The 25,453-nt window shown below is 43.0% G+C and carries 19 protein-coding genes; 6 read left to right on the top strand and 13 right to left on the bottom strand.

The window, feature by feature from the left end:
• Nucleotides 1-581 precede the first annotated feature (581 nt).
• The 4 genes from DI53_RS16105 to DI53_RS16090 form a co-directional block, all read right to left on the bottom strand.
• Nucleotides 582-914: a DUF1493 family protein gene (locus tag DI53_RS16105; RefSeq protein WP_157836790.1), complete on the bottom strand. Its 333-nt coding sequence runs from the start codon at nucleotides 912-914 to the stop codon at nucleotides 582-584.
• 498 nt (nucleotides 915-1,412) lie between these two features.
• Nucleotides 1,413-1,886 (bottom strand): hypothetical protein, encoded by a 474-nt coding sequence (locus DI53_RS16100; protein ID WP_131555329.1) that lies wholly within the window; start codon nucleotides 1,884-1,886, stop codon nucleotides 1,413-1,415.
• Nucleotides 1,887-2,095: 209 nt separating this feature from the next.
• Entirely contained in the window at nucleotides 2,096-2,605 is a 510-nt protein-coding gene (locus tag DI53_RS16095; protein ID WP_037502001.1) for a PH domain-containing protein, read from the bottom strand.
• Between the two features lie 3 nt (nucleotides 2,606-2,608).
• Nucleotides 2,609-3,271, bottom strand: coding sequence for a hypothetical protein (locus tag DI53_RS16090; protein WP_131555327.1), 663 nt, complete (start codon nucleotides 3,269-3,271; stop codon nucleotides 2,609-2,611).
• A gap of 457 nt (nucleotides 3,272-3,728) precedes the next feature.
• Between DI53_RS16090 and DI53_RS16085 the strand changes: the two genes are divergently transcribed.
• On the top strand, nucleotides 3,729-4,583 hold the full coding sequence (locus tag DI53_RS16085) for a DUF6263 family protein (protein ID WP_037501996.1): 855 nt from the start codon (nucleotides 3,729-3,731) through the stop codon (nucleotides 4,581-4,583).
• A gap of 59 nt (nucleotides 4,584-4,642) precedes the next feature.
• Here the strand turns inward: DI53_RS16085 and DI53_RS16080 are convergent, their stop codons facing one another.
• From DI53_RS16080 to DI53_RS16070, 3 genes are all read right to left on the bottom strand, one after another.
• Entirely contained in the window at nucleotides 4,643-11,452 is a 6,810-nt protein-coding gene (locus DI53_RS16080) for an RHS repeat-associated core domain-containing protein (RefSeq protein ID WP_052072485.1), read from the bottom strand.
• A 238-nt stretch (nucleotides 11,453-11,690) separates the two neighbouring features.
• The gene (locus DI53_RS16075; RefSeq protein ID WP_037501993.1) at nucleotides 11,691-11,930 is read right to left on the bottom strand and encodes a hypothetical protein; all 240 of its coding nucleotides are present in this window, start codon (nucleotides 11,928-11,930) and stop codon (nucleotides 11,691-11,693) included.
• 26 nt (nucleotides 11,931-11,956) lie between these two features.
• The gene (locus DI53_RS16070; RefSeq protein ID WP_131555325.1) at nucleotides 11,957-13,903 is read right to left on the bottom strand and encodes a PEGA domain-containing protein; all 1,947 of its coding nucleotides are present in this window, start codon (nucleotides 13,901-13,903) and stop codon (nucleotides 11,957-11,959) included.
• Nucleotides 13,904-14,692: 789 nt separating this feature from the next.
• On the opposite strand from DI53_RS16070, the gene DI53_RS19730 reads away from it, so the two are divergent.
• From DI53_RS19730 to DI53_RS20790, 5 genes are all read left to right on the top strand, one after another.
• On the top strand, nucleotides 14,693-17,287 hold the full coding sequence (locus tag DI53_RS19730) for a PAS domain-containing protein (protein ID WP_052072483.1): 2,595 nt from the start codon (nucleotides 14,693-14,695) through the stop codon (nucleotides 17,285-17,287).
• A 120-nt stretch (nucleotides 17,288-17,407) separates the two neighbouring features.
• The gene (locus DI53_RS16060; RefSeq protein ID WP_037501990.1) at nucleotides 17,408-18,925 is read left to right on the top strand and encodes an FAD/NAD(P)-binding protein; all 1,518 of its coding nucleotides are present in this window, start codon (nucleotides 17,408-17,410) and stop codon (nucleotides 18,923-18,925) included.
• Between the two features lie 2 nt (nucleotides 18,926-18,927).
• A complete protein-coding gene (locus tag DI53_RS16055) occupies nucleotides 18,928-19,845 on the top strand; it encodes an AEC family transporter (RefSeq protein ID WP_037501987.1) in 918 nt (305 codons plus the stop codon).
• Between the two features lie 158 nt (nucleotides 19,846-20,003).
• A complete protein-coding gene (locus tag DI53_RS16050) occupies nucleotides 20,004-20,198 on the top strand; it encodes a hypothetical protein (RefSeq protein ID WP_037501984.1) in 195 nt (64 codons plus the stop codon).
• A 115-nt stretch (nucleotides 20,199-20,313) separates the two neighbouring features.
• A complete protein-coding gene (locus tag DI53_RS20790; protein WP_206538049.1) occupies nucleotides 20,314-20,469 on the top strand; it encodes a type II toxin-antitoxin system mRNA interferase toxin, RelE/StbE family in 156 nt (51 codons plus the stop codon).
• Between the two features lie 193 nt (nucleotides 20,470-20,662).
• Here DI53_RS20790 and DI53_RS16045 read toward each other — a convergent pair whose 3' ends face one another.
• The 6 genes from DI53_RS16045 to DI53_RS16020 form a co-directional block, all read right to left on the bottom strand.
• The gene (locus DI53_RS16045) at nucleotides 20,663-21,115 is read right to left on the bottom strand and encodes a PA2169 family four-helix-bundle protein (protein ID WP_037501981.1); all 453 of its coding nucleotides are present in this window, start codon (nucleotides 21,113-21,115) and stop codon (nucleotides 20,663-20,665) included.
• 49 nt (nucleotides 21,116-21,164) lie between these two features.
• Entirely contained in the window at nucleotides 21,165-21,635 is a 471-nt protein-coding gene (locus tag DI53_RS16040) for an adenylyltransferase/cytidyltransferase family protein (RefSeq protein WP_052072482.1), read from the bottom strand.
• Nucleotides 21,636-21,670: 35 nt separating this feature from the next.
• Nucleotides 21,671-22,150, bottom strand: a complete 480-nt coding sequence (locus DI53_RS16035; protein ID WP_052072481.1) for an adenylyltransferase/cytidyltransferase family protein — start codon at nucleotides 22,148-22,150, stop codon at nucleotides 21,671-21,673.
• A gap of 224 nt (nucleotides 22,151-22,374) precedes the next feature.
• Entirely contained in the window at nucleotides 22,375-24,123 is a 1,749-nt protein-coding gene (locus tag DI53_RS16030) for a glycoside hydrolase family 15 protein (protein WP_052072480.1), read from the bottom strand.
• Nucleotides 24,124-24,191: 68 nt separating this feature from the next.
• The gene (locus DI53_RS16025; RefSeq protein ID WP_037501978.1) at nucleotides 24,192-24,698 is read right to left on the bottom strand and encodes a pyridoxamine 5'-phosphate oxidase family protein; all 507 of its coding nucleotides are present in this window, start codon (nucleotides 24,696-24,698) and stop codon (nucleotides 24,192-24,194) included.
• 103 nt (nucleotides 24,699-24,801) lie between these two features.
• On the bottom strand, nucleotides 24,802-25,308 hold the full coding sequence (locus DI53_RS16020) for a hypothetical protein (RefSeq protein ID WP_037501975.1): 507 nt from the start codon (nucleotides 25,306-25,308) through the stop codon (nucleotides 24,802-24,804).
• Nucleotides 25,309-25,453 lie beyond the last annotated feature (145 nt).

Raw genomic sequence — 25,453 nt, 5'->3', positions numbered from 1 at the left:
GCGGTGCATTGTAGTATCTTTTCTAATTTCTCACTACGCTCTACGCAATACACTGTACTAATCGCTTTCGATGAGACATTTCCCGTTCATAACAGGAGGTGCAGGTATAACAATTCTTTACCTTTTGCACCACGCAAAGGCGTTGAGCGACTAAACAACTTTGGTCATATAAAAACCTATCAACGGCACTTTTACGTTTCATCAAGCGATGGAAAAAGCGGAACGCTGCCGTGGCTTTGAGGGTATGGGCAGGCATGAGATTATTTCCCGAAATCCATTCTTAAAGGGATTTTGGGATGTCATCTAGCCTGATAGGCAGCCTTCCGCTGCGGGTTGGGTTGTGTGCAAGATCGCCTCGATGAAACAAAGATTTTTTGCGTACCTTTTTCATCTGAAAAAGTATGGCCCCGTCCCGGCTAGGGACAAGCGATCTGCCGCAGCAAGTTCAAGTTCTGTTTATAAAACAGATTGTCCGCCCCACATCTTGTCCTAGCAAAGGATGGAAAGGATATGCGAATAGCATTTGTTAATCCGTCATCTGCTCCCGAAACTTTATAAAACATGTAGTTGAAGTCTACTCTTTAGCTAATCCAAATTTTACACCACTTCTTTTTATCCAACGATATCACCAAATCCTGTATAAAAATCTCATTATCAGATCGCCTCACTTTTCTATTAAATATACTTGACAAAGTTTTGCCTATACCCCCCCCTTCTCGCGGGATAAATGCTTTGTAGTTTGTATCCTCATATTCAATTTCGAAGAAATCAAAAAATTCAAGCAAAAAGTCTAGAACATCATCCCCATCCAAACCTAAATCGGAAAGGGACGTATAAGCTCCTAATTTTCTTTCTTTAATACCAAATTCCTTTGATATATATTTTATAACAATATTGTAATTTCTATTTTCCATCGATAATACCATTGTATATAATTTGTGTGTTATAAAGTGTCAGCTTACGTCTTGTATCCAATATTTGACAACCGTAAGCTCCTAAGCTTCCTAACAGACCGGAAATTGCCGAGCTAAGAAAAACCCACCGCTATGTCCCTACCCGGGACGGGCCGCAATGGAACGTAGAGCGCCGTTAATCAGTTCCTAGCTCGAAGGGGGCCGATCAACCGAATAGATACAATTGCACTCCCCTTTATTAACCAACATGTCGCATCTTTTATAGATTGTAGTATTTAGTACTTAGTATATAGAAATGGTACTGTGTGTACATTTTATTACGTATTATTTATTACATTTTACTTTCTATAGCACAAGCCATCCCTTGCAAAGGTTTCAAGCGACGGGGTTTTGGTTCCTTTTGCCCTACAAAAGGAATGCCCTGTCCTGGCAAAGGACGGAAAGGATGTGCGATGGGATAGTCGGTTATGCATGTTACTTGACATTACTAAAATTCACTTACCAATCCGGCTTGTATTTCTTCCAATCCTCAGGAACTTTCTCTGCTTTCTGATAAACATCGCATTCGAAGCTATTATCGAAAAATAAATAATTTGTAACGACGGGAGCGTACATGACGTAAATCCGATCTCCGTCAACTCTCACTAAAAATATCCCCCGTTGTAGCGTCCCGTCTTGGTCTGCAATTTGCCTATCAATTTTAGTCTTCCCGCCTTTTTTATAAATAACACCCCTAGCTCCGGTAACCTCTGGATCCGGCCCCTCGGGCTTTTCCGAAAAAGCTATCAATCGCAAATAGCCTCTCGGATAGAACTGAATTCTTACATTCCTTTCTTCCTTTTTAAAATCTCTTATATTCCCTACCTTACGATCGGCATAACAAGTTCCGATTTCTTGATAAAGATAATTAGTGTCTATCTGCTCGTAAATTGAAGGATCAAATTTATCGATATTTCGATATTTTTTGAGCATTATTTTCTGACCGTCTCTTAATCTTAGTGTTGGAGCGCAAGAGGAAACGACACCTATGCATAAAACGATTACAATCAGTTGCTTTACCATGATGTAAAATTGTTTCTGGTTTGATATTGGAAATAGGGTTTAATTCCTTTAGAAAATGAGTTTACTTTATTTTTCGGATAAAACTACTCGCTTTTGCATGGAGTCCTTGTTTTAAGTTTTTATTTCGTCAGCAACATTACAAAAGTAGACGGTTGTTCTATTATTTCAATAGTCCTAAAGTTTTCTGTAATTATTGTATCTAGTTTATAATCTATCAGCGATGAGAGGTTGATTTTTTTACCATTTTTTAAAACCACTTCAATATGATAGTAATAATCATTATACGGTAAGGCAGAAACTCCAACAGAATCACTAAAATGTTGTGATGTTGCATAAATCCTAATCTTATCAATCTCCTTTTCTGTGTAAGTAGCATTATTGACGGTTAGCTTATTTCGCTCAACTCTGACATGCTTATATGTGTTATTTAAATAATTAACATGCAACACAATTACAGGAAGAAGATAAACAAGAAAATAAAAAGAAAATGTTGAAAAGAACAATATTTTAAACAAATTAAATTCTGCGTTGAAAGACAAAAAACCAATAAGACCAAAATAAACATTACTTATTATAAGTAGTTCTCTCAATGCATATAGTTGACTTTTTAATGATATTTTCAAATCCATATATTATCTATAATGCATCCAATTATTTGTAGCTCTATTTATAAATCCATTAAAACCTTGCTTGAATTGTGGCCACCAATTATCCCAAGCACTTTCTGTAACTCCAGCTCCAATTCCTATAGTGGTCCCTACCACAAAACCAGCAGGACCACCTATTGCCGTTCCAACTTCTGCTCCAACAACGGCAGATGTAACTGTCGCTCCAAATCGAAAACTAAAACGATAACCGCTGATCTCTCCATTGTAATACTCAACACCATCATATATTATTTGTCCGCCCGCAGATAAATATCCACCAACTTTCGCGAATTTTCCTAAAACCTTACTATTTCCCTTTAAACTCTTATCTATTGCCTCAATAAGTTCGGCAGAAGTTCCTATCTCTTTACCAACGTTTGCTGCTTGCTCTATCCTATTTGCGTTTTTCTTTCCCGGTGGATCCTCTCCTTCGGCGTCATTAGGCAAAGGCGAATCCATTCTATGCATCACATGATTCAATCCCGCAACAACACCGCCCGATATCGCTCCGAATACAATGGTACCGTAGGCATTCTGTGAGAATTGCCCTAAGCCGAGTGAATTCATGGCCTTCCCCCAACCAAAGGCTCCTAAGCTTCCTAACAGTCCGGAAATCGCCGAACTAAAAAAGCTCTGTCCCTGTACCAAGCCCAGAATACCTTGGGATAGTCCATGAGCACCTGCTTGCAGTAGCGCATTGCCAAAGCTTGCTGCAGCGCTGAAAAGGGAACCAATGCCAAAAGCGTATAGTACTTACATTCACTACTCCCAGATGTTGCCTCAATCTTATTGGGTCTCTATCCATTTGCCCGATCGGCTGCTGCTAAAAGATACCGCGGTTTCGTCTCCCCCACGACACCATTTTTACGCTTCATGTAATTTCAAAAAACTTCATCAATACCTACATACACATCTTCAATTTCAAAATGTTGTTTGTAAAATACTAAATTAACAAAAATGTTATCATTTGCTTTTATCATAAAGCAACTAACCTATAGCATTAATAAAAAAGTAAACATACAACTACATAAAAATTAGAATATAAAATCATTAACCCCTAAATCAACAACAAATATTTATCTTTACATATATTAGAACTCTAAAAATGTATAAAATATGTCTGATAACGTTTCTGTTATTCTGCCAATTTGCTAACGGGCAAAAAACAGTAGCTTTTAAATTTGTCCCCCAGGAAAACCGTATTTATTCGTCTGAAAATATGTACTCGATAAAGAGTGTAGTTAATGTTGCGAGGAGTACCGAGCTCTCAGCCGAGTTGTATGAACAAGGGATATTCTCGCCGGTTACCATCGAAGGGATTAGCGCATGGAAATCATCTACAGAAACAAAAAATAGAGTTAATGATTCAATCGCCTATATCGCAAGATATTTTGACTACAGCGCAAGTCAAACAATCAATGGGGAAACATCAGAGGTAGACAACCCTCATTATGATAGCTATGTTTATGGCTTTTATGATACACAAGATTTTCAAAACATAATTAAGGTAGATTCTATTGTTAATAAAAAATTAAGTATTCAAGAAAAAGAGGCTTTGAAAAATCAAATTAGACAGCAAGATATCATTTATCAGAAAAGCCCGATTAAAGTAGGTGATTTTTTTGAGAAATCTTCAACGATGACTTCGGCGGCTATAGGCATTGGGGCTATCGAATTCAATATCAAATCAAAATACAAATTAAACTCTATTAATAACGGAATAGCATATTTCGATATTACAGTATCTTTAGAATTGAGTAACTCGGAAGATTCTATCGAAATTTCTCCCACCAGTAGTGGTCATGGAAAATTGGAATTCGACATTGAAAATCAATTTACGAGACGTAAGATAACGTGTTATCACATCGTAGCAAAAACTACAAAGGATGGTTTAAGATTTTCAACTACAATTTTGACAAAATCTTCCGAGCTAACCTCTTTGATTAATAATTTCAAATGAGAAAAATAGCAGTTAACTAGCAAAGTGATCAGCGTTCTCTGATCACTTTGCTATAATGTCTACCTGTAGTTTCCAATGTTATATATAGCTTGGTTTTGAAGGTTAGTAGAAAAATCGGTCATATATCGATCAAAGAACCTAATTCCGCGTACATATGTCTGATCAATATATAATCCAACCGCAGCTCCGATTAACATTCCCGCATAGCTCCCCACGACCCTACCGAGGGTCGAACCGACATACGTAGCACTTAAAGTGCCTACATAGGCTCCTCCTGCAGCCCCAAAATATCCGCTCACTAGACCTTTTGAAGCAGTAATTACAAACCTAAAATTAAATTCATTCTCGTTAATACCTCCAAAGGTTTTCAATTTATAATCATAATATATTTCGCCACCGATTTCTATAAAATCTGTACTACCGAGTTTTAATCTTTTACCTAAATCTGATCTCTCAATCCAACTATCCAATATTTTATCTAATCCTGTTTTTTGTAATTGCTCAATTGTCAATTTAGTTCCAGATTTTAATTGCTCCAGTTGTTTCCTTTGTTCAGGTGTTAAGCTTGCCAACTCATCGTCTCCCGGTCCACCCATTCTATGCATCACATGATTCAATCCCGCAACAACACCACCAACAATAGCACCTTGCCAAAAGTTTCCACCGCTTAATTCCGCACCAACGCCGCCCGATAGCGCTCCGAATAAGATCGTACCGTAGGCGCTTTGTGAGAATTGGCTCAAGCCAAGTAAATTCATGGCCTTTCCCCAACCGTAAGCTCCTAAACTTCCTAAAAAACCGGAAATAGCCGAACTAAGAAAGCTCTGCCCCTGGACTAACCCCAAAACGCCTTGTGACAGTCCATGAGCACCTGCTTGCAGTAGTGCATTGCCAAAGCTTGCTGCAGCGCGGAAAAGGGAACCAATACCAAAAGTAACTGCTCCGGATACGGCACCGAAGAAGGTTGCTTTCAACGCTCCCCCAAGATTCCACATACCGAGATTACCTGTTACTACAAGATTCACTGTATAGGCGGCAAGACCTGCAACCGCCCCAATTACAATAGCGGTTAACCAAGCAGAAAGTCCCAAAAAAGCTAGAAAAAACTGCCCGCTGGGGTCTGTATTCATAAGCGGATTGTTCAGGACATACCCATATTTATTGTAGTTCTGGGTATTGAACATTTCTTGGATATTGGCGTCGGCATTGAGAAAGCGGCGCAAGGTTGGGTCGTACAACCTGCCGTTCATATGGATAATGCCGACTTGATCGAAATGCTCGTGGGATGTATAACCACGATCCAGCAATTCCATCCTACCATGGGACAGGTTACCCCAGGCATCAAAATGCCGTTCCTCAACCAAAAGCCCGTTCTCATCGCTGATAGCCAGGATACTTCCCAGATAATCTTTGTGCAAAAATTTATAAGAACCCCTACGCTCTGCGTAGTCTTTCAAATATACGATACTACTTTCATAAGGCGAGCCACCAATAAAAAGGATGTGCTTCTCTTCCCCGGTGGCATTGTTCCGGATGACCTCACAACTGCCGTCTGCACTGTAATACTTGGTAAAGCTGCCTCCAGAACTCACAGCTGGTTGACCTTTGGAGCTCCCAGTTGGCACCTTTTCATTCAATACCACACGCTGGCGCATAGCACCAAGTCCGTAGTCAAATGCAATAGTGGCCTGCGTTCCTAAGATCTGCCGCGGATCGCTGTTTTCGTTATAAACAACTTCCTGAATCAGGTCATTGGTGTAATGTTGCTTGCCTGTGCTGTTTAGTTTTATGCCCGATGGCCTATATTGCTGCCCCGCGTTATCGAAGCGAACTGTACCAATGTTATCGAGCGCAATAATGCGTCCTTGGATGTCGTAGGTATTGGTTGATTGCGCTTCCGTTACCGGGTTAGTCCACTCCACCAGCCGATTGTTATTATCGTAGGCGAAACTTTCCGTGAGCGCGATGTTCCCGCTCCGCACGCGGCTGTTGAGCTCATTGCGAACCGGGTCAAATACATACTGCTGCCCCAAAATCCGTCCTTGGTTTGACTCCTGCAAGGTCTCCGTCAGCATATTCTGCTCATTATAGGTATTCTTGATGCGGGTTTCGCCAAACTTGCTCCGCAGGATCTGGCCGTTGGGATTGTTCTCGTCTATACGCCATAGCTCCCTGCCGGTATCGGCATCGTTGATTTTAAACAGCAGACCGCTCCAGGGGTCATAGCTATGCTGAATGCGTGCCAGCGTCTCAACGCCCTCAGATTGCAGACTTTTTACGTAGGACACAATCCGGGATTTATCATCATATTGGATATCGCGCTGCATATAAACGCGGCCGAAGCTTTCTTCCCGGTTTTCCAGCAACCGGCCATAGCTGTCGTAGGTAAACAACGTCCGGAATGGCTCACCGTTTGCGGTGCCAGACTGCTCCAACAAAAGCCCTTTAGCATCATAGCGATAGTTAATGGTCTTGTCGGTAATGCCATCTTCTGTTGATTTTTCAATCTGTTCGATCAGTTGCCCTTTGTCGTTATAACGGTACTCCTTATATCCTTTTGGGCTGACCTCTTTCGTGATCTGACCAAAGCCGTTGTAGGCAAAGCTGTATTCCCCATTGGCAGGATCGGCGAAAAGCGATCGCCGCCCCCAGGCATCATAGGCTGTTCGGACGGTATTGTCTACATATTGAGCGCTGATCTGCTCGCCCGCTGCGTTGAACGAGAAGTTAATAATACCACCCGCGTCTTCCGAAGAAAGTACATTTCCAAGGGGATCGGATGTTTGTTTGTTAACCCGTAGATAACCGTTTGATTCTTCCGCAATGCTCGTTCGCCCCTCCTGCCGGCTACGCATTTGCTTTCCTGTAAAAGCAAGCGCAGTGACTACAGTAGGGAATACGCTATCGTCATAACTAACTGTATTCCATTTATCGGGACCTCTGTCGCGGTGGGGCTCCGACTCCATAACTTTTCGCCCCAGGTCGTCATACACCGTTAGGGTTGATATTAGATTATTTTGTTCCGGATCTGTAGACAAGTGTAGATCACCGCTAATAATCACATATCCCGCACTATTAAACCCACGCTGTCTGCTTTTAATCTGCTGCCCCAGTTTATTGGTAAAGACCGTCTTCGTGGTTCCATCAGGCAGCTGTTCCGTTACCCGCGTGCCTTTGTCGGTCATTTTTTGGTAGACATATGTTGTCGTACCGCCCAGGTTCGTTTGCGAAGAAAGCATCTTGCCCCAGCCATCATACACGTTGGTCTGAATCATGCCCGAGGGGTCGTTTTGGGTTAGCACCTGTCCCAAATCATTATAGCTGATCTGCGTTTCCAGCCCTAGATTGTCCGTTTTCCTAACCACAAAGCGCCCCATAGGTTCATATGCAGTGGTATCGGTTTGGGTCATGGCATCCACGCTATTGGAGATTGTCTTGCTAACAATATTACCAAAAACATCGTGTTCATAGGCTTCCTGCACCCAACCTGAGCCATCTCTGTTATACGTCTTTTTAGCTGTTAACAGATGGTCATCGTAGGTATACTCCTCGTGTTGCTGCTTGGTATCGGCGTAGGCTTGAACAATTTCTACTTTGCTCGTCGGCCGACCCACATAATAATCTCTCCCCGTACCGGCAATGTTGTGTGCATAGGCTAAAACAGTGGTTGTCGTGGCATAGCCATTGTTGATCACTGTCGTTGTGCTGGAGGGAAGGTAATACTCGCCGTATTCCATCGTACGTTCTTCGACGACGTCTGTTAAAAAATCTTTCGCGATTGTCTTCACAGGCACAATAGCGGTCACGCCCGGCGAAGGTTCGGCATGAGCGTAGGTAATCGCTTTAAACGAGAGCAATTGTGTATTATTAGGCGAGAGGTCTGCCGGGAAAATTAGCGCATTATCATCTTGGGTACGCACCGTCCATTCCTTGATCGGGAGGCCTTCGTTCAACGGATCCATTTCAACGCCAGTCCAGACCTTGGCATCTTTCAGCTGATCGGTGTACCAGGATGAACGGGCTGATTGTCTGAACCCAAGCATCCCCTTTCCAAGCACATGGGCCACAAAGCCGCGGTATTTAAAATCTTGCTTCTTATTTTCCTGTTGCAACTGGGAAACCACGAAGGTGCGCGATAAGCGATCCATTTCGACGTAAGGATATTGCTCTTTTTTGACGGCGGCGTAAAAACCGGGGTTTACCTGCGGATCAAGCTCGTCATATTTAACCTGCGTAACGATACCGCCTTGCGTAATCGCCGTAATATATGTTTCGTCAGCAACGCTGTAATGGGCGTATTTTACCAAACTGCCTTCCCGGAAAACCAAGATGTTTTCATTGAAATTATTGATCCGAAAATCACCAATCAGTGGCGAAAAATGCGCTAAAGTTGGCTTATCGGTTTTCTGAAAATGCGAAGCATAAGGCTGTACATCGGTCCAATACACATCATATTCCTCCGGGTACCAATCCATCTTGTACCGACGGCGGCCCCGCAACTGGCTTCCGTCTATATTTCTCTTCTCGAAGATAACATTTCCCTGCGCATCTATTCCTTTGTTTTCATGATACAAGATCATAAACTTGGTTGTTGTCTCTTCCTGATTATAACGAAAAAGCATGTGCGAGTAAAATGCCAGGAAATCAGCCTTCCCGTCCTTATTCAGATCCTGGGCAAAATACTGTCTACTGATGTTTCGAGAATGTGTATCTCCTTTAAAGTCAAAACTCTCTTTATACAGCTGAAAGCCGTCCAACACCTGCACGCGGAATCCCGTACCCGTAGAAATATAAAGTTTCCACTGCTCGCTATCGATCGCCTGCGGAATCAGGAGATCTGTCTTTCCATCCCCCGTAAAATCCCCCACAATAGCCCGCGATCTAAAACCGTCAATACGTATATCTGAAAATTGAGATCCATAGGAATAGTAATTGCCTGAAGCGTCCTGCTCAAACTTGGTTAAATAGACTCTACGCGCACTGTCAAAATGGATGAAATCAGCACATCCATCACCATTGAAATCTCCTTGGTATACGTTCCCATCAAAAAAATTAGTTGTAGGATTAAGAAAAATGGGGTTTGCCAGCCTCGTTGGGTCAGACTCGCTTGGGTATACTAAAAGATAACGATAGACGATGTCTTCTCTAATCGTAGGAAGCTGCTGTTGTCCACCTGGCCCGTAATCTTTTTCTTCCCAAAACATGTGGTCTCTAAGAACAAAGATCAGCTCTGATATACCGTCCCCATCGACGTCTATTTCGTGCACCTCTACAATGCTCGTATCTAACCAATGATTAATTTCGCGTGGGTTTTCGTAGTCTCTAGGACGTGTATTATCCCATTGATCTGCACGTATTGTTCGTACAAATTCCTCTTTGAGTTGTCTGGTATTTGTTTCGCTATCAGTCTCTAACGAATACCCCTTAATAAGCAGATCGTTCCGCCCTGGCTGCAAGCTCGTCGTCGACGGTAGGGTTTCATATGTAAAAAACCCCTGTCTCGACAATATTTCGCCTTGCGCATTTTTTAGGTTAAACACCTTCGCCCTTTCCAGCTGCGCCCTACTAATCAGAGAGCCTACATTTATCCGCTGTGGTTTATCGTCATCAAATACACTCCCAAAATGATAAATGCCTGCCGGGTAATCTATGGGCTCTGTACAATAGGATTCCCAATAGCCCGTCTGCGAATTGTCGTTCTCTGTGACATCTCCTGGACGGTAGATGTTTTCATAACGCAAACAGCCCTTAAACGCATCGGCGTATTTAATGACATCAAGTTTGCCATCGCCGTCGAAATCGCCATACAGCAGTTTTTGATTTTTATCATTGGTAATGGATGACCTCGTCCATCGGCCGGGACTGGATTTTGCATAATTAAATACTACGGGATTTGCAGATTCGCCTGCGGCGTTGGACTCGGTAATGGACTTCAGAAATTGATAGCGGTTGCCTTTATCGTCTTTCTCATACATCAGCCTATACGTTTTGAAGATCGTGTTGTTGGCATACACTTCAATAGCAGATAGCAAATTATCCTGTACGAAAAGTGTTCCGTTGGCATAGGAATGTTCCCGAAGCTCCCTAGGCAGATAGTTAAATACAATGCTATTGAAATGCGGCGTGCCCGCACGTACATTGCCGCCCCATTCAATACGCGATATGGCCACGACATTATTGGCTTGCGTGTAGCTGTAGGAGATAGCATTGCCTTGTGCATCTTGCCAGCTCACGATATTGTATTCGATCGGCGTGCGGGCGTCGGCACTACTTCCGTATAGTGCCTGCGATCCATCTTCGAAAGTTACCTCAAAATACGCAGGGCCATTCCGCTCAGCGTTTTCGCCGATAGATCTTATCTTTGTATTAGAGTACTTCTCCGTCGCGTATGCTGCACCGTCTTTTCCATACTCGCCAGATTTTAAGATTAAACGCTGACCGCTAAACATATAATAGTCCGTATAATCAAACTGGATCGTTCGAATTTCCCCGTCTCTATCCATACTTCGCCCCATTCGCGAGATACCGGTTACCCCGGAAAGGGCCCAGCCATAACCTGCGATACCATTGCCAGACCCGCTGCTGTAGAGCAAGTTGACCTGAGGCGCCACACTTTTGACCGCGGGCGGCAACGCGATAGGCAGGGTAAACTGAAGCTGCCCACTCCCATTTACCTCGATGGTACCTTGGGTATCATGAAAGGAGATCGTATCCGGCGTTTCACTGGGTTCCTGATAGCTCACAGCAGCCTGAAGAGCTTGCGGCGCATTTGAAAGAGTGCTGATTTCACGCTTTATATGCTGGTCTTCGGCTTCCGTTGGAAGTATATCGAGATTGGGTACACTTGCTATAACAGTTGAATTGTCCATATGTAAATCATTATTTCAAGAGCCTAACGCTCATTTGTTAGTTAATGGCCATCTAGTGGCTTTAGCGTCCGCACTACATGCTTTTCCTGCAGATTGGCGCTTATAAATATTTTGATAAACTTCTGCTAGCGCATCATGTAAGCTGGGCCTGCACGTACAAGTTTCCTCCGTCCGACGAAGGCATGGAAAGCCGGGGGCGTTAAATTGCCTGTCTCCCCCGGTATTTTGACGACGCTGCTTAACTTACCTTTTTCACTTCCCGGCGGATTTGATTTCCTGCCGCATCATATTCAAATAGCAGATCGGAGTCTGACGCTGGATTTGGATCTCCTCGCTCAAATATATAGGCATGGCCTATTCGCGTAGCCCCAATGCGCATGACGCCATCCTCAGCAGGTAGATCTGCACGCAAGTTTGCAACCTGCACAGCCTCTGCAGACAACGCACTCGCCGCCCACTTCATTTGTTTCGTGTCCATATACAAATTACTTTAAACGAGTTAAATTAGTAGGCAATAGCGTTATTAAAAACCAAGCTTGGTAGAGATGCTTTGTCACTAATCCTATTGTCTTGATCCAAGAGATGGAATACACCATGCCGACCATCATTTTTGTCTGAATCCGTACCGCCCGATTGTCCAAGGATCAATTTCGCGTAAACATCCATACTACCGGCATTGGCATTTGGGAATTTTGCGAGAAAATCAGCACCGCTCATGCTCAGATCAAGCTTAGCTGGCAGACCATTTGGCGTATAGTCAATAGCATGCTGGAAGCCCATTACCTCGCCCGTTGCTGCTGTGGTAAAGGCGCCAGAGATACAGGTGATCTTTGGATAAGTTGCTTCTGGAAACATGACCCTGAGGTCGAATGTCAACCCTCTTCCGGCCGTTGCTGTCGCTGTATAATTTCCTTCGCTTTCCGCAAATTGATATACTTCTGATTCGCTGGCGGCAACAGGAACCATCGTTCCCCAGCCCACAGCATGTTGCATAGTATTGGTCTGCGTAAATAATCCGCCGATGTATACCATCTCAGGCGCATGTTTCAAAATATGTGGTTCGCACAATATCCGGTTACATTTTCCAAAGGCGTAGAATGCACTTTCAATCGTTCCTTGGGCATTACCCAATGTCTTGCCGTTCCAAAATAATTCTCTACGAATGACAAAGTAGGCCAAGTATCCACTGCTGAGATTGCCAAACCACCCTTCACCGATATAGTTAAACACATGGCTGATATCGGTTAATTTAGCGTTGTTCCAGAAAAGTGACACGGGCACAAAGTCATTGCTTCCCTGCACGGCCATTGTTGGGAATTGTCCGGCATCCACGCCATTATAGTAGCCCTTTCCTAATTTAGAGTTTTTAAAACATTCGAAGACGCTCTGCAGCTCCGTCAAGCTATCCAAGAACCCCGGAAGAATCTTTCTAAGACCGGCCCTAAAGAAGGTTCCACGCAATACCGTGGGCTTGCTGATCAGCGAAAGCATATCTGCTGGGAAACTTTCAAATTCCCGGCCCGCTCCAAATCCGTAAAAGCTAGCAATCAAAGTTGTTGCCTCGGGTGTTTCCAGTTTGAAACCAGGCGTCACATTAGCCAGCGACAATCCCGCAAATGTATAATCCAGGTTCGTTATCGAGTCTGATTTAAATACAGAGATTTCTTGTATAAAATTATTAACGGTAGGTGCAAGATAACCTTGCGGATCGCTGGTCAGTCCTTCACAAAAACGTACATAGCTCACATTCGCACCCGCGTTGATGCTGATCTCATAATCGCCCACCTTTTCATAAACATGGTAAAATGTATTCCCATTATCAACATGATGGATATTTCCCTCATTATCTGTCCAAGATTCAGAACCATTGTATGCGGGTACGGATACCAAGTTTGACTGCCCATCACCGTAGGTTATCTTCGCCAGTGTTTGCGTGTCGGATGTACGAAGCATGGCAATTGGAACTTCTTGGTTTGGTTCCGATGTACGAATTTTAAACTTGATTTCCGTGTTGGATAGATCGGGCTCCAGGGCGACGTGTACCGTCATATCTTCCGTCACCTTAACAGTAGCTGTTTTCGAAAAATATCCGGGCCGTTCTACCGTGTAGGTTATATTGGCGCCTTCATATACGCGCAGTGAGCTTGCCACAACACCATTGATCGTTATCACAGCATCTGGCGGTATGGTGGTAATGGTTAGCGTGCGCTGAGCTTTGCCATACAGTATAAAATCCAATACTTCATGTATTGGAATGCGGTCAAACGAGGTACCTATAGGCACGCCCCCCACTTCATACTGCGTTGGTCGCGGATTGCTGTAAAGTGTAGATGTCGCTTCAATGGCTTCTTCTTTATGCCAATAGCTGTCCATCCATGTCCAAAACTGCTCCTGTCCCGGAACATCCCCATTCTTAAATAAATTCTTTAATTCTTCTTTTGTTGTCATCATACAAATTCAATTATGCTACAGCTGAGTTGCATGTAGCGGGGATTATGCGTTAATTTTTGTGTCTTATCCTCATTGCTTAGCACCCTCGTTATTTTACTGATGGTAGTTTTGTAGGTCTGAAGGTTGGCGTCGATCCTTTTAATTTTTAGACCTTTTATATAGGAGAAGCTTTAAACCTACTCTTAACAATAAAATACAAACCCTACAACAAATAACATAAACTTAATAGAACAAAAAAAAGATATGTACTACTAAAATATCTTTATAAAGTTAATTTATTAATATAAATAGATTTATAGGATTAACACTACAGTTAAAAAGAAAAGACATTTTTCAATCGATAAAAATCAATAAATGAGGGTAAACAGTCAAGATTCGTTACCAAATTTTACATAATAAAACCTGATAAACAGATAGTTATCAAACAAAAAAGAAGCGTGTAATAAATTAGCCACGATTCATTGAGTTTCTTATCATTCTAATGTGTTAAAAGTTTTGAATAGCACATAGCTCTACTTGCAGTTATAAATTGTTCTATTCCCGAACATTTAAAGTACCGGCTGTTATCCATACATTTAATAGCGATCTGCGAATAAATGTGGTAAATCAAGACCTCGGAGACGAATAGCGGGCCTAAAGTCTTCCATGACTTTACTGATCGACAAGAAAAAATTGTTGCTTCATTTATACGCAATGCGTAATTTTCGGTATTTTCGCAAATAAATACGTTTTCACAACGATAGCATAATCGTTCCTTGATGTCGATACGAAAATGATTTACATTTGCTTATGATTAATTCGCCGCAAGATATCCTTAACATATTACAACAGGTTCCGCAAGCAACTGCGATTTATGATAATGAAAATTTGCATATTGCTTATGCCAATCAAGATATGCTTGACATGTGGTCAACGACGGATCGCGTACTTGGCACAAATCTAGGAGATAGTTTCCCAGAATTTGAAACACAGGGTTTTGTAGGTATTTTAAAAGAGGTGTGGCGTACTGGAGAAACTTACCGGGCAAATGATGTGCCCGCTAACATTCTTTTAGATGGTATTCCCACGACTTTTTATTTCGATTTCGAATATAGAGCGCTGCTAAATGAAAATCAAGACACCTATGCCATTTTGCATACCGCGCAGGAAGTTTCAAGTCGTCTGGAGGCATGGTCTGCCGTTCGAAAGAAGGAAATGCAGGAAGCAGCACTAAATGAAGAGCTACGTTCCAGCATAGAAGAACAACGAGCGCTAACCGAAGAATATATGGCTATCAACGAAAAGCTTTCAAACACCGTTGACGAGCTAAGCAATTCCTACAAACAGTTAGACTTTGCGCTCGACCAATCCAGAAGGGCCAAAGAAGCTTCGAATTTAGGAATGTTTGATCTCGATGTGCAGCAAGACATCCTGGTTTGGGACGACCGTTGCAAAGAACTTTTTGGCGTACCTCCAGAAAGCGAGGTAAGCTATACGCGGGATTTCGTTACGGGCCTGCACCCCGACGATAGGCAGATGACCTTAGCGGCTGTCAAGGACGCTTTCGATCGCAAATTGACCGGCGGACGCTACGACATACACTACAGGACATTGAGCCAGACAAATGGCAAAATCACTTGGGTACACGCCATTGGAAACGTGTATTTTGACGAGGCCGATAAGCCGGTTCGCTTTATCGGAACGGTGATGGATGTCACTGAATCAGTCTTATCCAGAAAGCTTTTGGAAGATCGCGAACGCAAATTACAAGATACGAATGAAGAGCTCGCGGCGACCATGGAAGAGCTTACGGCGACCATGGAGGAGCTTACCAACGTGAATGATGACCTAGCGACTGCTAACATACAGCTAAGGCATTCCGAACAAGTGAATGTCGAGGTAAACACCAATCTTCAGACAGCCTTTGAGCAGCTGTCGAACAGTGAGCGGCGGTTAAATTTGGCGCTAACATCCGCAAAAATAGGTATTTGGGAGTTTAATATCGCAACGGAGGTCGTGCACTGGGACGAGCGAAGCCGAGAGCTATTTGGGGCGGATGAGAAGGAAGAAATCCCCTATCAGCTTGCGCTTCAGTATATTTATGAGGAAGATAGAAAGGCTGTTGCGGATGCGATCAGTTATGCGCAGACACCCGCATCAGAAGGTTACTACGATATACAGTTTCGAACGGTAGGCCAGATGAAAGATAGCCTTACTTGGGTGCAGGCTAAAGGGAGAGCATATTTCGACAACGAAAACACGCCTGTTCATTTCTCCGGAACCATATTGGATATTAGCGACCGCATTCAGTCGCAGCAGCGAATTGATGCGTTCAACAGAGCAATAGCACAGAGTGCGCTGGAGCAAAGACTAATCGTTGATGCAGGTAGAATCGGTACGTTTTCCTACAACCCGACAACAAATGAAACCTTTATCAACAAGCATACCCGGCAAATGTATGGCCTTGAAGACCATGCAGAAGTCACGTCGCAGGATCTTTTTCAGCATAGATACACCATTGGCGATGTAGAGCAGGACGAGACGATCTTTGAAGTCATTCGGGAAGAAAGCAATTTCGATCTAGAATTTAATTTACAAAATGCACTGGGCGACAAAAAATGGCTTCGTATAGTGGGCAGCAAGATCTGGAATGAGGAAAATCACAATTTAATGGCGTACGGTGTGATTATTGACTTCACCGCCCAGAAAATGGAAGAAAAAAGAAAGCTCGATTTCCTAGGCATCGTCAGCCATGAGTTGCGTTCACCATTGACATCCCTATCTGGCTATCTTCAAATATTACAGGTTAAAAGCAAAGCCTTGGGCAATGAAAAGTTTCACGAGCTGATCGTGAGTGCAAACCGTCAAAGTGTGCGTATGAAGGTGCTTATCGAAAGCTTCCTCGATATTGCTCGCATAGGCGAGGGCAAGCTACGCCTCAATAAAACGGAGTTCTACGCGCATGAGCTGCTATTAAACATTGATCAAATGCTTCAGCAGACGGTAACGAGCCACACGTTTGACCTACAGACCGACGGTGAGCATATGGTATTGGCAGATCGGGACAAGATAGAACAAGTGATTATTAATTTTATAAATAACGCTATAAAATATTCCGCTTCCGGAAGCACCATTACTATAGAAGCTAAAAAGCAAAATAGCAATCTCTATATAGCGGTCACCGATCAGGGCGCCGGAATAGCAGCGGAAGATCAACAAAAAATATTTACGCGCTTCTATCGCGTGGAAAATACATACACCGAAGCAGTAAGTGGTTTCGGGATAGGGCTATATATATCGAAAGAAATCATAAATCTGCATGGCGGTACTATCGGGCTTAACAGCGCACCGGGGCATGGTTCCACTTTTTGGTTTAGTATTCCTGCGTTGGGGAAAATCGAGTAGCAATCTGCATGCAAGATTGCTGTGATCATCGGCGCATGGTTTTAAAACTGCAGAGCGGTTGCGGATTTATTTCCACTTTTTTCTGAACTTATCAGGAGCTCGAATTGTTCATCCGAAGGTATGAACGAAAGATCAAAAACTATAGCCATTATTGGCGCCGGGGCAAGTGGGACAGCTTGTTTCCTTCAATTAGTCCTCAAATACATAGTTCGCCAAGTCAAACAGCCCCTCAGCATCCATATCTTCGAAAAACGAAATGAGTTTGGTGAGGGGCTTGCCTTTGGCACAGGACAAGAAGGTCATCTTTTGAATACGAAAGCGGGTTTGATGGGGATATTTCCCTATGAGCGCATGCACTTCGTGCAATGGATGCACCAAAACCAGGAAATGATTGCCAAAGAATTTCCACAGGTCAGTATCCATCCAGATGCCTACCCGCCACGCATGCTGTTCGGCCGTTACGTGCAAGCGATGTTTAATCAATATTGCGAAATAGCAAAAGAGCATGGTGTTGACGTGCAACTCGTTCAGGACGAGGTGGTGGATGCTACAATACATCGCGATAATCGTGTTTCATTAAAAACTGGAAGTGGGAGGACGCATAAAGCAAATTACGCGATACTGGCCACAGGAAATCCAGCCTCCAATACCTTCCAAAAGCTTGCCAAACAGAAGCGTTTTTTCCCTTCTCCATGGCCGTCTAGCCGTATTTTGTCAGAAATTACCGATAAGACAGCACGTGTGAGTATCGTTGGCAGTAGCCTCACGGCTATTGACGCCCTGATCACGCTTATCGGCAATGGGCATGAGGGGCCTATCAGCTTTTTCTCGTTGAAAGGGCTGCTGCCGCGCGTGCAATCGCCCACGGAAATCCCCTATATACGCAAAGTGCTAACACTGGCGAATGTCCGTAAACATGTTCGGGAAAAACAAAAGTCCTTACGCCTCACCGATCTCATCCGCATGTTTCGGTCTGAAGCAGAAAGCTACCGCGAAGAGCCGCTTGATTGGGCCGCTGAAGAGCGGGAAGACAAGGATCAACTGACGCTGCTCGAAGAAGACATTGCATTAGCTGCAGGGAAACAATGCTTGCTCCAAAATATCCTCTATTCTTTACGCGAAGAAACCTATGATATGTGGAAGCTGTTGCCGGCAGATCAAAAGCTCTTGTTTTTGAAATGGATGAAACCTTATTTCGATATTAACCGCCACGCTATGCCGATGGAAAACGCGCTGAAGATTCGCGAGGTTTTGCGTAGCGGACAGCTTACCATCATTGGTAATACGAATGATATTGAATGGAAAGAAAATCGGTTTGTTCTGACGACGGAAAAAGGCGAAAGTAGTGAAGCGGATTACGTAATTAACGCCTCTGGACCAGCCGCCATCGTGGAGAAAATAATAGATCAGCCGCTATTGCCACGGCTATTAAAGAAAAAGTATATTGAGGAATATGCGGCTGGAGGCATCCATGCCGATTTGGATACGCTACGTGTGGTAACGAGCAGCCGGAAACGCCCCTCCCCATTTTATGTGATTGGTCATCAACTCGCCGGGTTGCAGCTCGATATTAACGCTTTTTGGTTTAATGTAGAACAGTCTGACCTATTGTCAGAAAGCTTATTAAAAAATATTTAGCAATGGAGGTATTACAAGAACTTGCCACAAAGGTGTTGCCGTTGTATATTTTTATGCTTATCGGTTGGGGGCTTAAAAAGAAATGGGATCTCAGCAGCCGCTGGATATCAAAATTACTTCTCTTTCTCCTAATTCCCTTTTTAATAGTCGAAAATTTATTGAAGGCAGATTTGGAAGAAACTGCAGTCATCGGCTCCATGATATTTTTGCTGGCCTTGGCTATGAATCTTCCTGCGCTGCTTACCAAAAAATTTGTAGGTGATGATTTCGACGGTAACTTGCTCAAGGGAGCGTTTTCGTACTATAACATAGGTTGGTTTGGGATTCCGGTCGTGATGGCTCTATTTGGCGAAGAACAAATGCCATTGATTATTAGCGCCTATGTTGGAAATGCGCTGTATGGCGATACCATTGGATATTACTTGATGTCGCGAACGAAAGGCATCTCTGTTAAAGAAGCAGCGACGAAAGTATTTAAAATACCGGCCATTTACGCCTGCATTTTAGCAATAGGGCTGAATGTAGCGAATGTGAAACTGCCAGAAGAGGCTGAAAGTATAGCAAACGTTGTGAGTTGGGTTGTATCATCGCTTGGGATGCTGATCATTGGCCTTACGCTGGGCACGATACACTTCAAGAAAATTGCTTATGCTGCACTAGGAAAAATTCTGGGTATGCGTTATATAGCCGGTGCCTTAATTTTGATATTATTTGTATTGGCCGAGAAACAGTTTATCGGCGTTTTAGATGAGGATCAAAGTATGCTGATGTTGCTTATGGGCTCCTTCCCTATTGCAGCTAATCTTGTGGTATTTGCATCATTCTTAGAGACAGAGGAGGAAAATGCTGCCGTGCTGGTTGGCTTATCAGCTATAGTGTCGCTGTTCGTTACGCCAGCGGTTAGCCTTTTACTGTTTTAAAGTCAAGGTTTTACGTTTTACTGATGCTACACTCACCCCCTCTCTACATGCTAGGTACTATATTCTAACATCTTAATTTGTATTATGTAATACTAGATATTATCCCATTTTTCATATTTTTAATAACTTTGAAATAGATTTCACTAAAATATAAGGATATGGAAATCACAATAAGAATAGATAAGCGAAGCAAACAAGCGAAGGTCTTCTACGAATATCTCAAAACACTCCCTTTTGTACAGCTTGAAGAGCCGCGTTATATTAAAGATACGGAAAAGGCAATTAAAGAAGTCAAATTGCGCAAGACAACGAAAACCACGCTTGAGGATTTCAGAGAGGATCTTTACTCGTAAGGTATCAGCTTGAACTGACAGAGAAATTCAAAAAAGATATCAAGCTCGCAAAAAAGTGTGGCTTAGATATGCAACTCCTCGATGAGGTCGTTACCCGTCTAATTACAAGCGGTGTATTGCCTCAAAAAAACAAACCCCAAAAATAACAGGTAATTATAAGGGATTTTGGGAATGCCATATCCAACCAAATTGGCTGCTAGTTTGGGAGCAGGATGACATCATTCGGCTCATTACATTGACAAGAACGGGTACACATGGCGACTTGTTTTAAGGATCGTTCTGATCGTTTAGAAGAAACAGCTACATTTTCACTAAAAACACGCTTTTCAATTCACTTCTACCGTTTGTCAAAATAGGAAGGCGTTTAAGAAAATTGGTTTGATGCGGTCGGGTAGCCTGCACGGCCCATGAACAAAAAAAGGCCATGCACAAGCACAGCCTTCATTGAAAATATATTGAACAAATTATTCGCTTAAACGCGCTGCATCGCGAAGTGCCTTAATTTCATCGTGCCCTTCGTTGATTTCGGCAGCCTGATTGGTAACCACTGAATGTGCTTCACCACTTAGCTCGCCTCTTTCCAATGCTGTTTTATAAGCAGCTTTGATCGCATCTTCACCGCGTTCAGCTTCGTTTAAGATACTTACGCGATCAGATCCTCCAAACAATGCTTTCACATCAATCCACGCTCTGTGCAATGTACCGCTCACACTGTTTCCAGTTTCGATATCTCCGCCGTGACTAGCAACTAACGCACTAAGTTCCTGGCTAAATTTGCGGCTTTGTTCAGCATAACGTTGGAAAATGGCTTTTAAATCTACATTTTCGTCATTGATATCCGCTAAAGCTTTCTCAAACCCAGCTACACGATCATTATTGATTTCTGTCAAATCGTTTAAAATTGCTATACTTCCCATAATGTATATATTGTTTATGATTAAAAAAATTATTAATTATTAATTTCTATTATGAACGTTGGAGCGTAAATGTCGATTTCTCTGCAGGTTTCGACAACATCGACTTCGCGATTTCCTTCTCCGTAACAATGGTGCGCAGCCCGTTGCTTGAAAAACGATGTTTTCTTTTCGTATAATGGATGGCAATCCCTTCTTCAATACAATATTGCTTACCGATAAAATTTACATTTTTGTATTCTTCACCAATAAACCGCACGTCTACAGAAAGCGACTGCAATATATCCATCAAATCTTCTTCAGACTCGTATGGAAGAATTTCATCCACAAACTGGCAGCCTTCCAACTTTATAAAGCGTTCTACGACTGTTTGTGCAGGCGCCGCTTTTTCCGCGTCAATATCCATCGTATCCGCCTTCAAACCTACGATGAGATAATCGCAATTGCGCTTCGCTTCCTCAAGCATCACTAAATGCCCAATGTGTAATAAATCAAATACTCCAAACGTGATTCCTATTTTCATCTTTTATTCCCAATTTTAAGAGACGTTACCTTGAATTAAGCGTTAGCCCGTTTCGTTTCAAACTCAAAATTTTCTTTCAGCGTGACGATGGCTGTATCAGCTGCATCCTGCTTTGTCGCGATGATCTTGCGCAACGATGAACTGGAGAAACGATTTTCACGTCTGTTGAAATACAATTCGATTCCTTTCTCCTCACAGTAAGACCTTCCGGTAAAATTCTTATCCATGTATTCGTCTCCCAAAATGCGAACATGTACTTTAAAAGAGCGCATAATATCCTCTAGATCTTGTTCTGTTGCATACGGGATAATTTTGTCCACGTGTTTGCAGCCTCTCAGTTGCATATACCGTTCAAAAACCGTTTGCGTAGGTTTGTTTTTTTCAGGCCTGTCAAGTGTTGGGTCTGTTTGCAAACCGCAGATCAAGTAATCGCATTGATCTTTTGCATCTTCAAGCATTTTAATGTGTCCCGCATGTAAGAGGTCGAAAGCAGAGAAAGTGATACCTATTTTCATCGTATAAATCTTATGTTTTTCCAAGTAGTTTCACTAATAAACACCCTAGCACAGCATCATCCTTCATCATACCTGTAAATGGTAACAGCATCAGAGCATCATTAGTACATAGATAACGGCAATTTTGCGACCAAGTTTTCACTTATCTTTGTATATTATCAAAACAGGAGTTTTTACGACAATTATGTTCAATAAAAGTGGATTTATCCTTAGTAGCCACGTATTTATTCAACGCGTGTAACGGTATCTACCCCCTCTTGCTCGCGACTTAATCCATTTGCTGCACATATGAAAGACGACTGCACAAATGTTTGCGGGAAATTGCCCAGTAAGCGACCTGTTTTTACGTCAGCCTCTTCAGATAAAAAACCTAAATCATTTTGGAATGATTTCACCGCATCTAGAATCGCCTTACTTTTATCAAAATCGCCAGCGACGGCATAGTAATGAGCCATCCAGCAAGACCCAGCGAGAAAAGCACCTTCCTTTTTGGACTCAAATTCCACAAGGGTGCGCCAATAAAGGTTGTCCTGACAATAATCCGTCTCCAATCGGCGTACTGTGGCCCGCATTTCAGGCGCATCTGCCGCTACGTAATCCCAAAGCACATACAGTGCTGCAGATACATCCACGTCTTGCGAGCCTGCATAATTAGCGAAGGCTCCATCATCTGTTAAACAATGGGTACTTACAAAATTCCGAATTTCTTTAGCTGCATCCCGCCAGCGCTTTGCCTCTACGGGGTTATCCGAAAACTTAGCGATCATTTCCAAGCCGATCGCGGCAAACACTTTACCGCAGGTATATTGCAATTCCGCGCCCTCTTCCCATATTCCATGACAAGGAGCTTGCCAATGATCGCAGACATGATTAGCGACTGCACGAACGGATTTCCAGTGATAGCGCTCGCCATACTTATCATAGATCATTTTTGCTGATATGAGTATGTTCGCTTCAGCATCTAACTGCCGCTGATCCCCCGCAATATTGCCAATCTGCACGGGCTTGCTTCCCTCATAGCCATCAGCCAGGAGCTCATCCAAATGATCAATAATTTCGTGATCAATGGTGTAAAGCGGATAAACGCATTTATCCCTATTTTTCCGCATCGCTTGATAGATAAACTCCAGAAACTTCACCTCGACTTTTCCTTCCACATCTAGCGTCGTCAAAGCCGCCGTGATAAGCGCCGCATCCCTCACCCATACATAACGATAATCGTAATTTCGTTCCCCACCAATCACCTCTGGTAAGGAGGTGGTAGCTGCCGCCAAAACGCCGCCGGTAACACCACATGTAAGCTGCTGGATGCTGCGTATAGAAGCTAACACCTCTTCCCTGTATAGCCCCTCGTAGTCAAAAAGACCCGTTATCTCCCGCCAGCTATCGTTGGTGTCCTCAAAGAGTTCATCAAGGGCTGAAAGCTCCAGGCTTTCTTCATCCTTGGTTAAAAAAGCCCAACCGCTTTCACCGGTATTTATGCTGAAGTTAACCGTAGCATCATCCAGAATATGAATCGGATGGCTGCTCACCAGGTATAATCCTTCGTTCGCAAATCTCACCGCATTTTGGTGAACCATTTCGGGTAGGCCAGCGCGTTGCTTTACGGTGTTCCAAATACGGAGTGTTGCATGCAGTGGCTGTGCCGATTCAACGACTTCTCTGATTATGCCGTGCTGTGTCTTGGAAACTGGCATCCAATCGCGAAAGATTGTTCTCGCTCCGGAAGTATCTTCAAAGACATGTTCCAAAATACTCGTTCCATCCAAATATCGGCGATCCTTTGGAACAGAGTTTTCCACACTGACAGACCAATAGCCGCCGTCCGCAGGATCAACGAGGGACGATAAAAGCGGCTCACTGTCAAACCTGTCAGGACAGTACCAAGCAATGCTGCCCGACCGATCTAGGACCGCACACGTATTTCTATCGCTCAAAACTGCTAAGTCTTCTATTAGCGGTGTCTTTACCATATGGTATGTAAAAATTAGAACAAAGCAGTTTATAAGACTGCTTTGCGAAAGAAGTTAAAAAAGGCAAATTAATATTCCAAGTTGCCCTGTCTGCCGCTATCAGTTTTTTGGCCTGTTATCGCACCGGCGGCAACTTTGAAGAATGTTACCAACTTATTGGACTTGGTGTCCCAATAATGTGCTTCAGCAGGGATTACTTTCAGAACACGGATGCGCGGATCTTCCTTGCCTTTGTCAAACCAGCCCTCCACCATCTTATTCCAATATTTGTCGATACGCGCTCGATCTTCGCTAATTTCGGCTGTACCATTTATACTTAAAAACTTGTAGTCACTGACATCACTGTACAATAGACTCACTTTATCATCTGCACTTAAGTGGTCAAAACTTTCGCTTTCAGATGAAAACAAATACCAAATGTTTCCTTCGTCATCTACCTCTTGCCGACTCATCGGCACCGCGTGGACGTAATCACTGTTTGCAGGGTATGACGACAACATACCGATATCGATACTATCAACCAATTCTTTTAATTTGCTAATAGCTTCTGCGTTGTATAAATTTTCTGTACTCATATTATTTACTTTTTTGTGGTTTGCTTTGCGGACGCTTATCGGAATCGAAACGTAGAGATTATCTTCGGCTCTTCAGCGAGGAACGCTCGTAGCCGTCGGTAAGCTACGAGGCGATTCTGGCGCGGTACTTATCTAAATTCGTGCGGTTAAGATTGTGGCTAAATTCGCTCACATCGATCCATGAACAGCTGTGCCCCACTATTTCCTGCGGAAGCACATTCACACCGACAATAGCGGTCAAGGTTTTATCCAGCTCAAATAGTACGTCTTTTTCAGCGACGTCAACTACCTTAAAAATGCAGTCTTCGTCGTCTATCCAAATATCCGAGCGAAGCATATTAACACCAGATTCTTCAAGGAAATACTGCACACTTGCCTGATCCAACATAATGAGATTGTTTGCTGCGTGGTCAAAACTTTGCATCTCTTCTTCCAGATGAGCAGCGTCATGTTCCAAAAGGAAATCACGGAAAAGCGTTCTATTCTTCGAGCGGAGTGCTTCGTTTTTACAAAGGAGCTTATCAATGCCGAAAGGGAGATCAAAATCGCCAAGATTGTAAGTAGCTCTAAAATAACTATTGTAATACTGGAGTTTCGTTTGCCATTTCATAGTGTCTCATCATTCTATTATCCGTCAACTGAAATGTCCCGATTATTTTCAAGCTTATTTCAGTTTGAAAATGCTAAACATTTCATACACGAGATGAACGTTCAGGATATGAAATCGTTTGCAAATTTTACCGTTTTTCAATCTA

The sequence above is a fragment of the Sphingobacterium deserti genome (assembly GCF_000757725.1).
GTDB classification, from domain to species: domain Bacteria; phylum Bacteroidota; class Bacteroidia; order Sphingobacteriales; family Sphingobacteriaceae; genus Sphingobacterium; species Sphingobacterium deserti.
The sequence above is the reverse complement of the archived record's forward strand: the minus strand, read 5'-3'. Positions and strand labels throughout refer to the sequence as shown.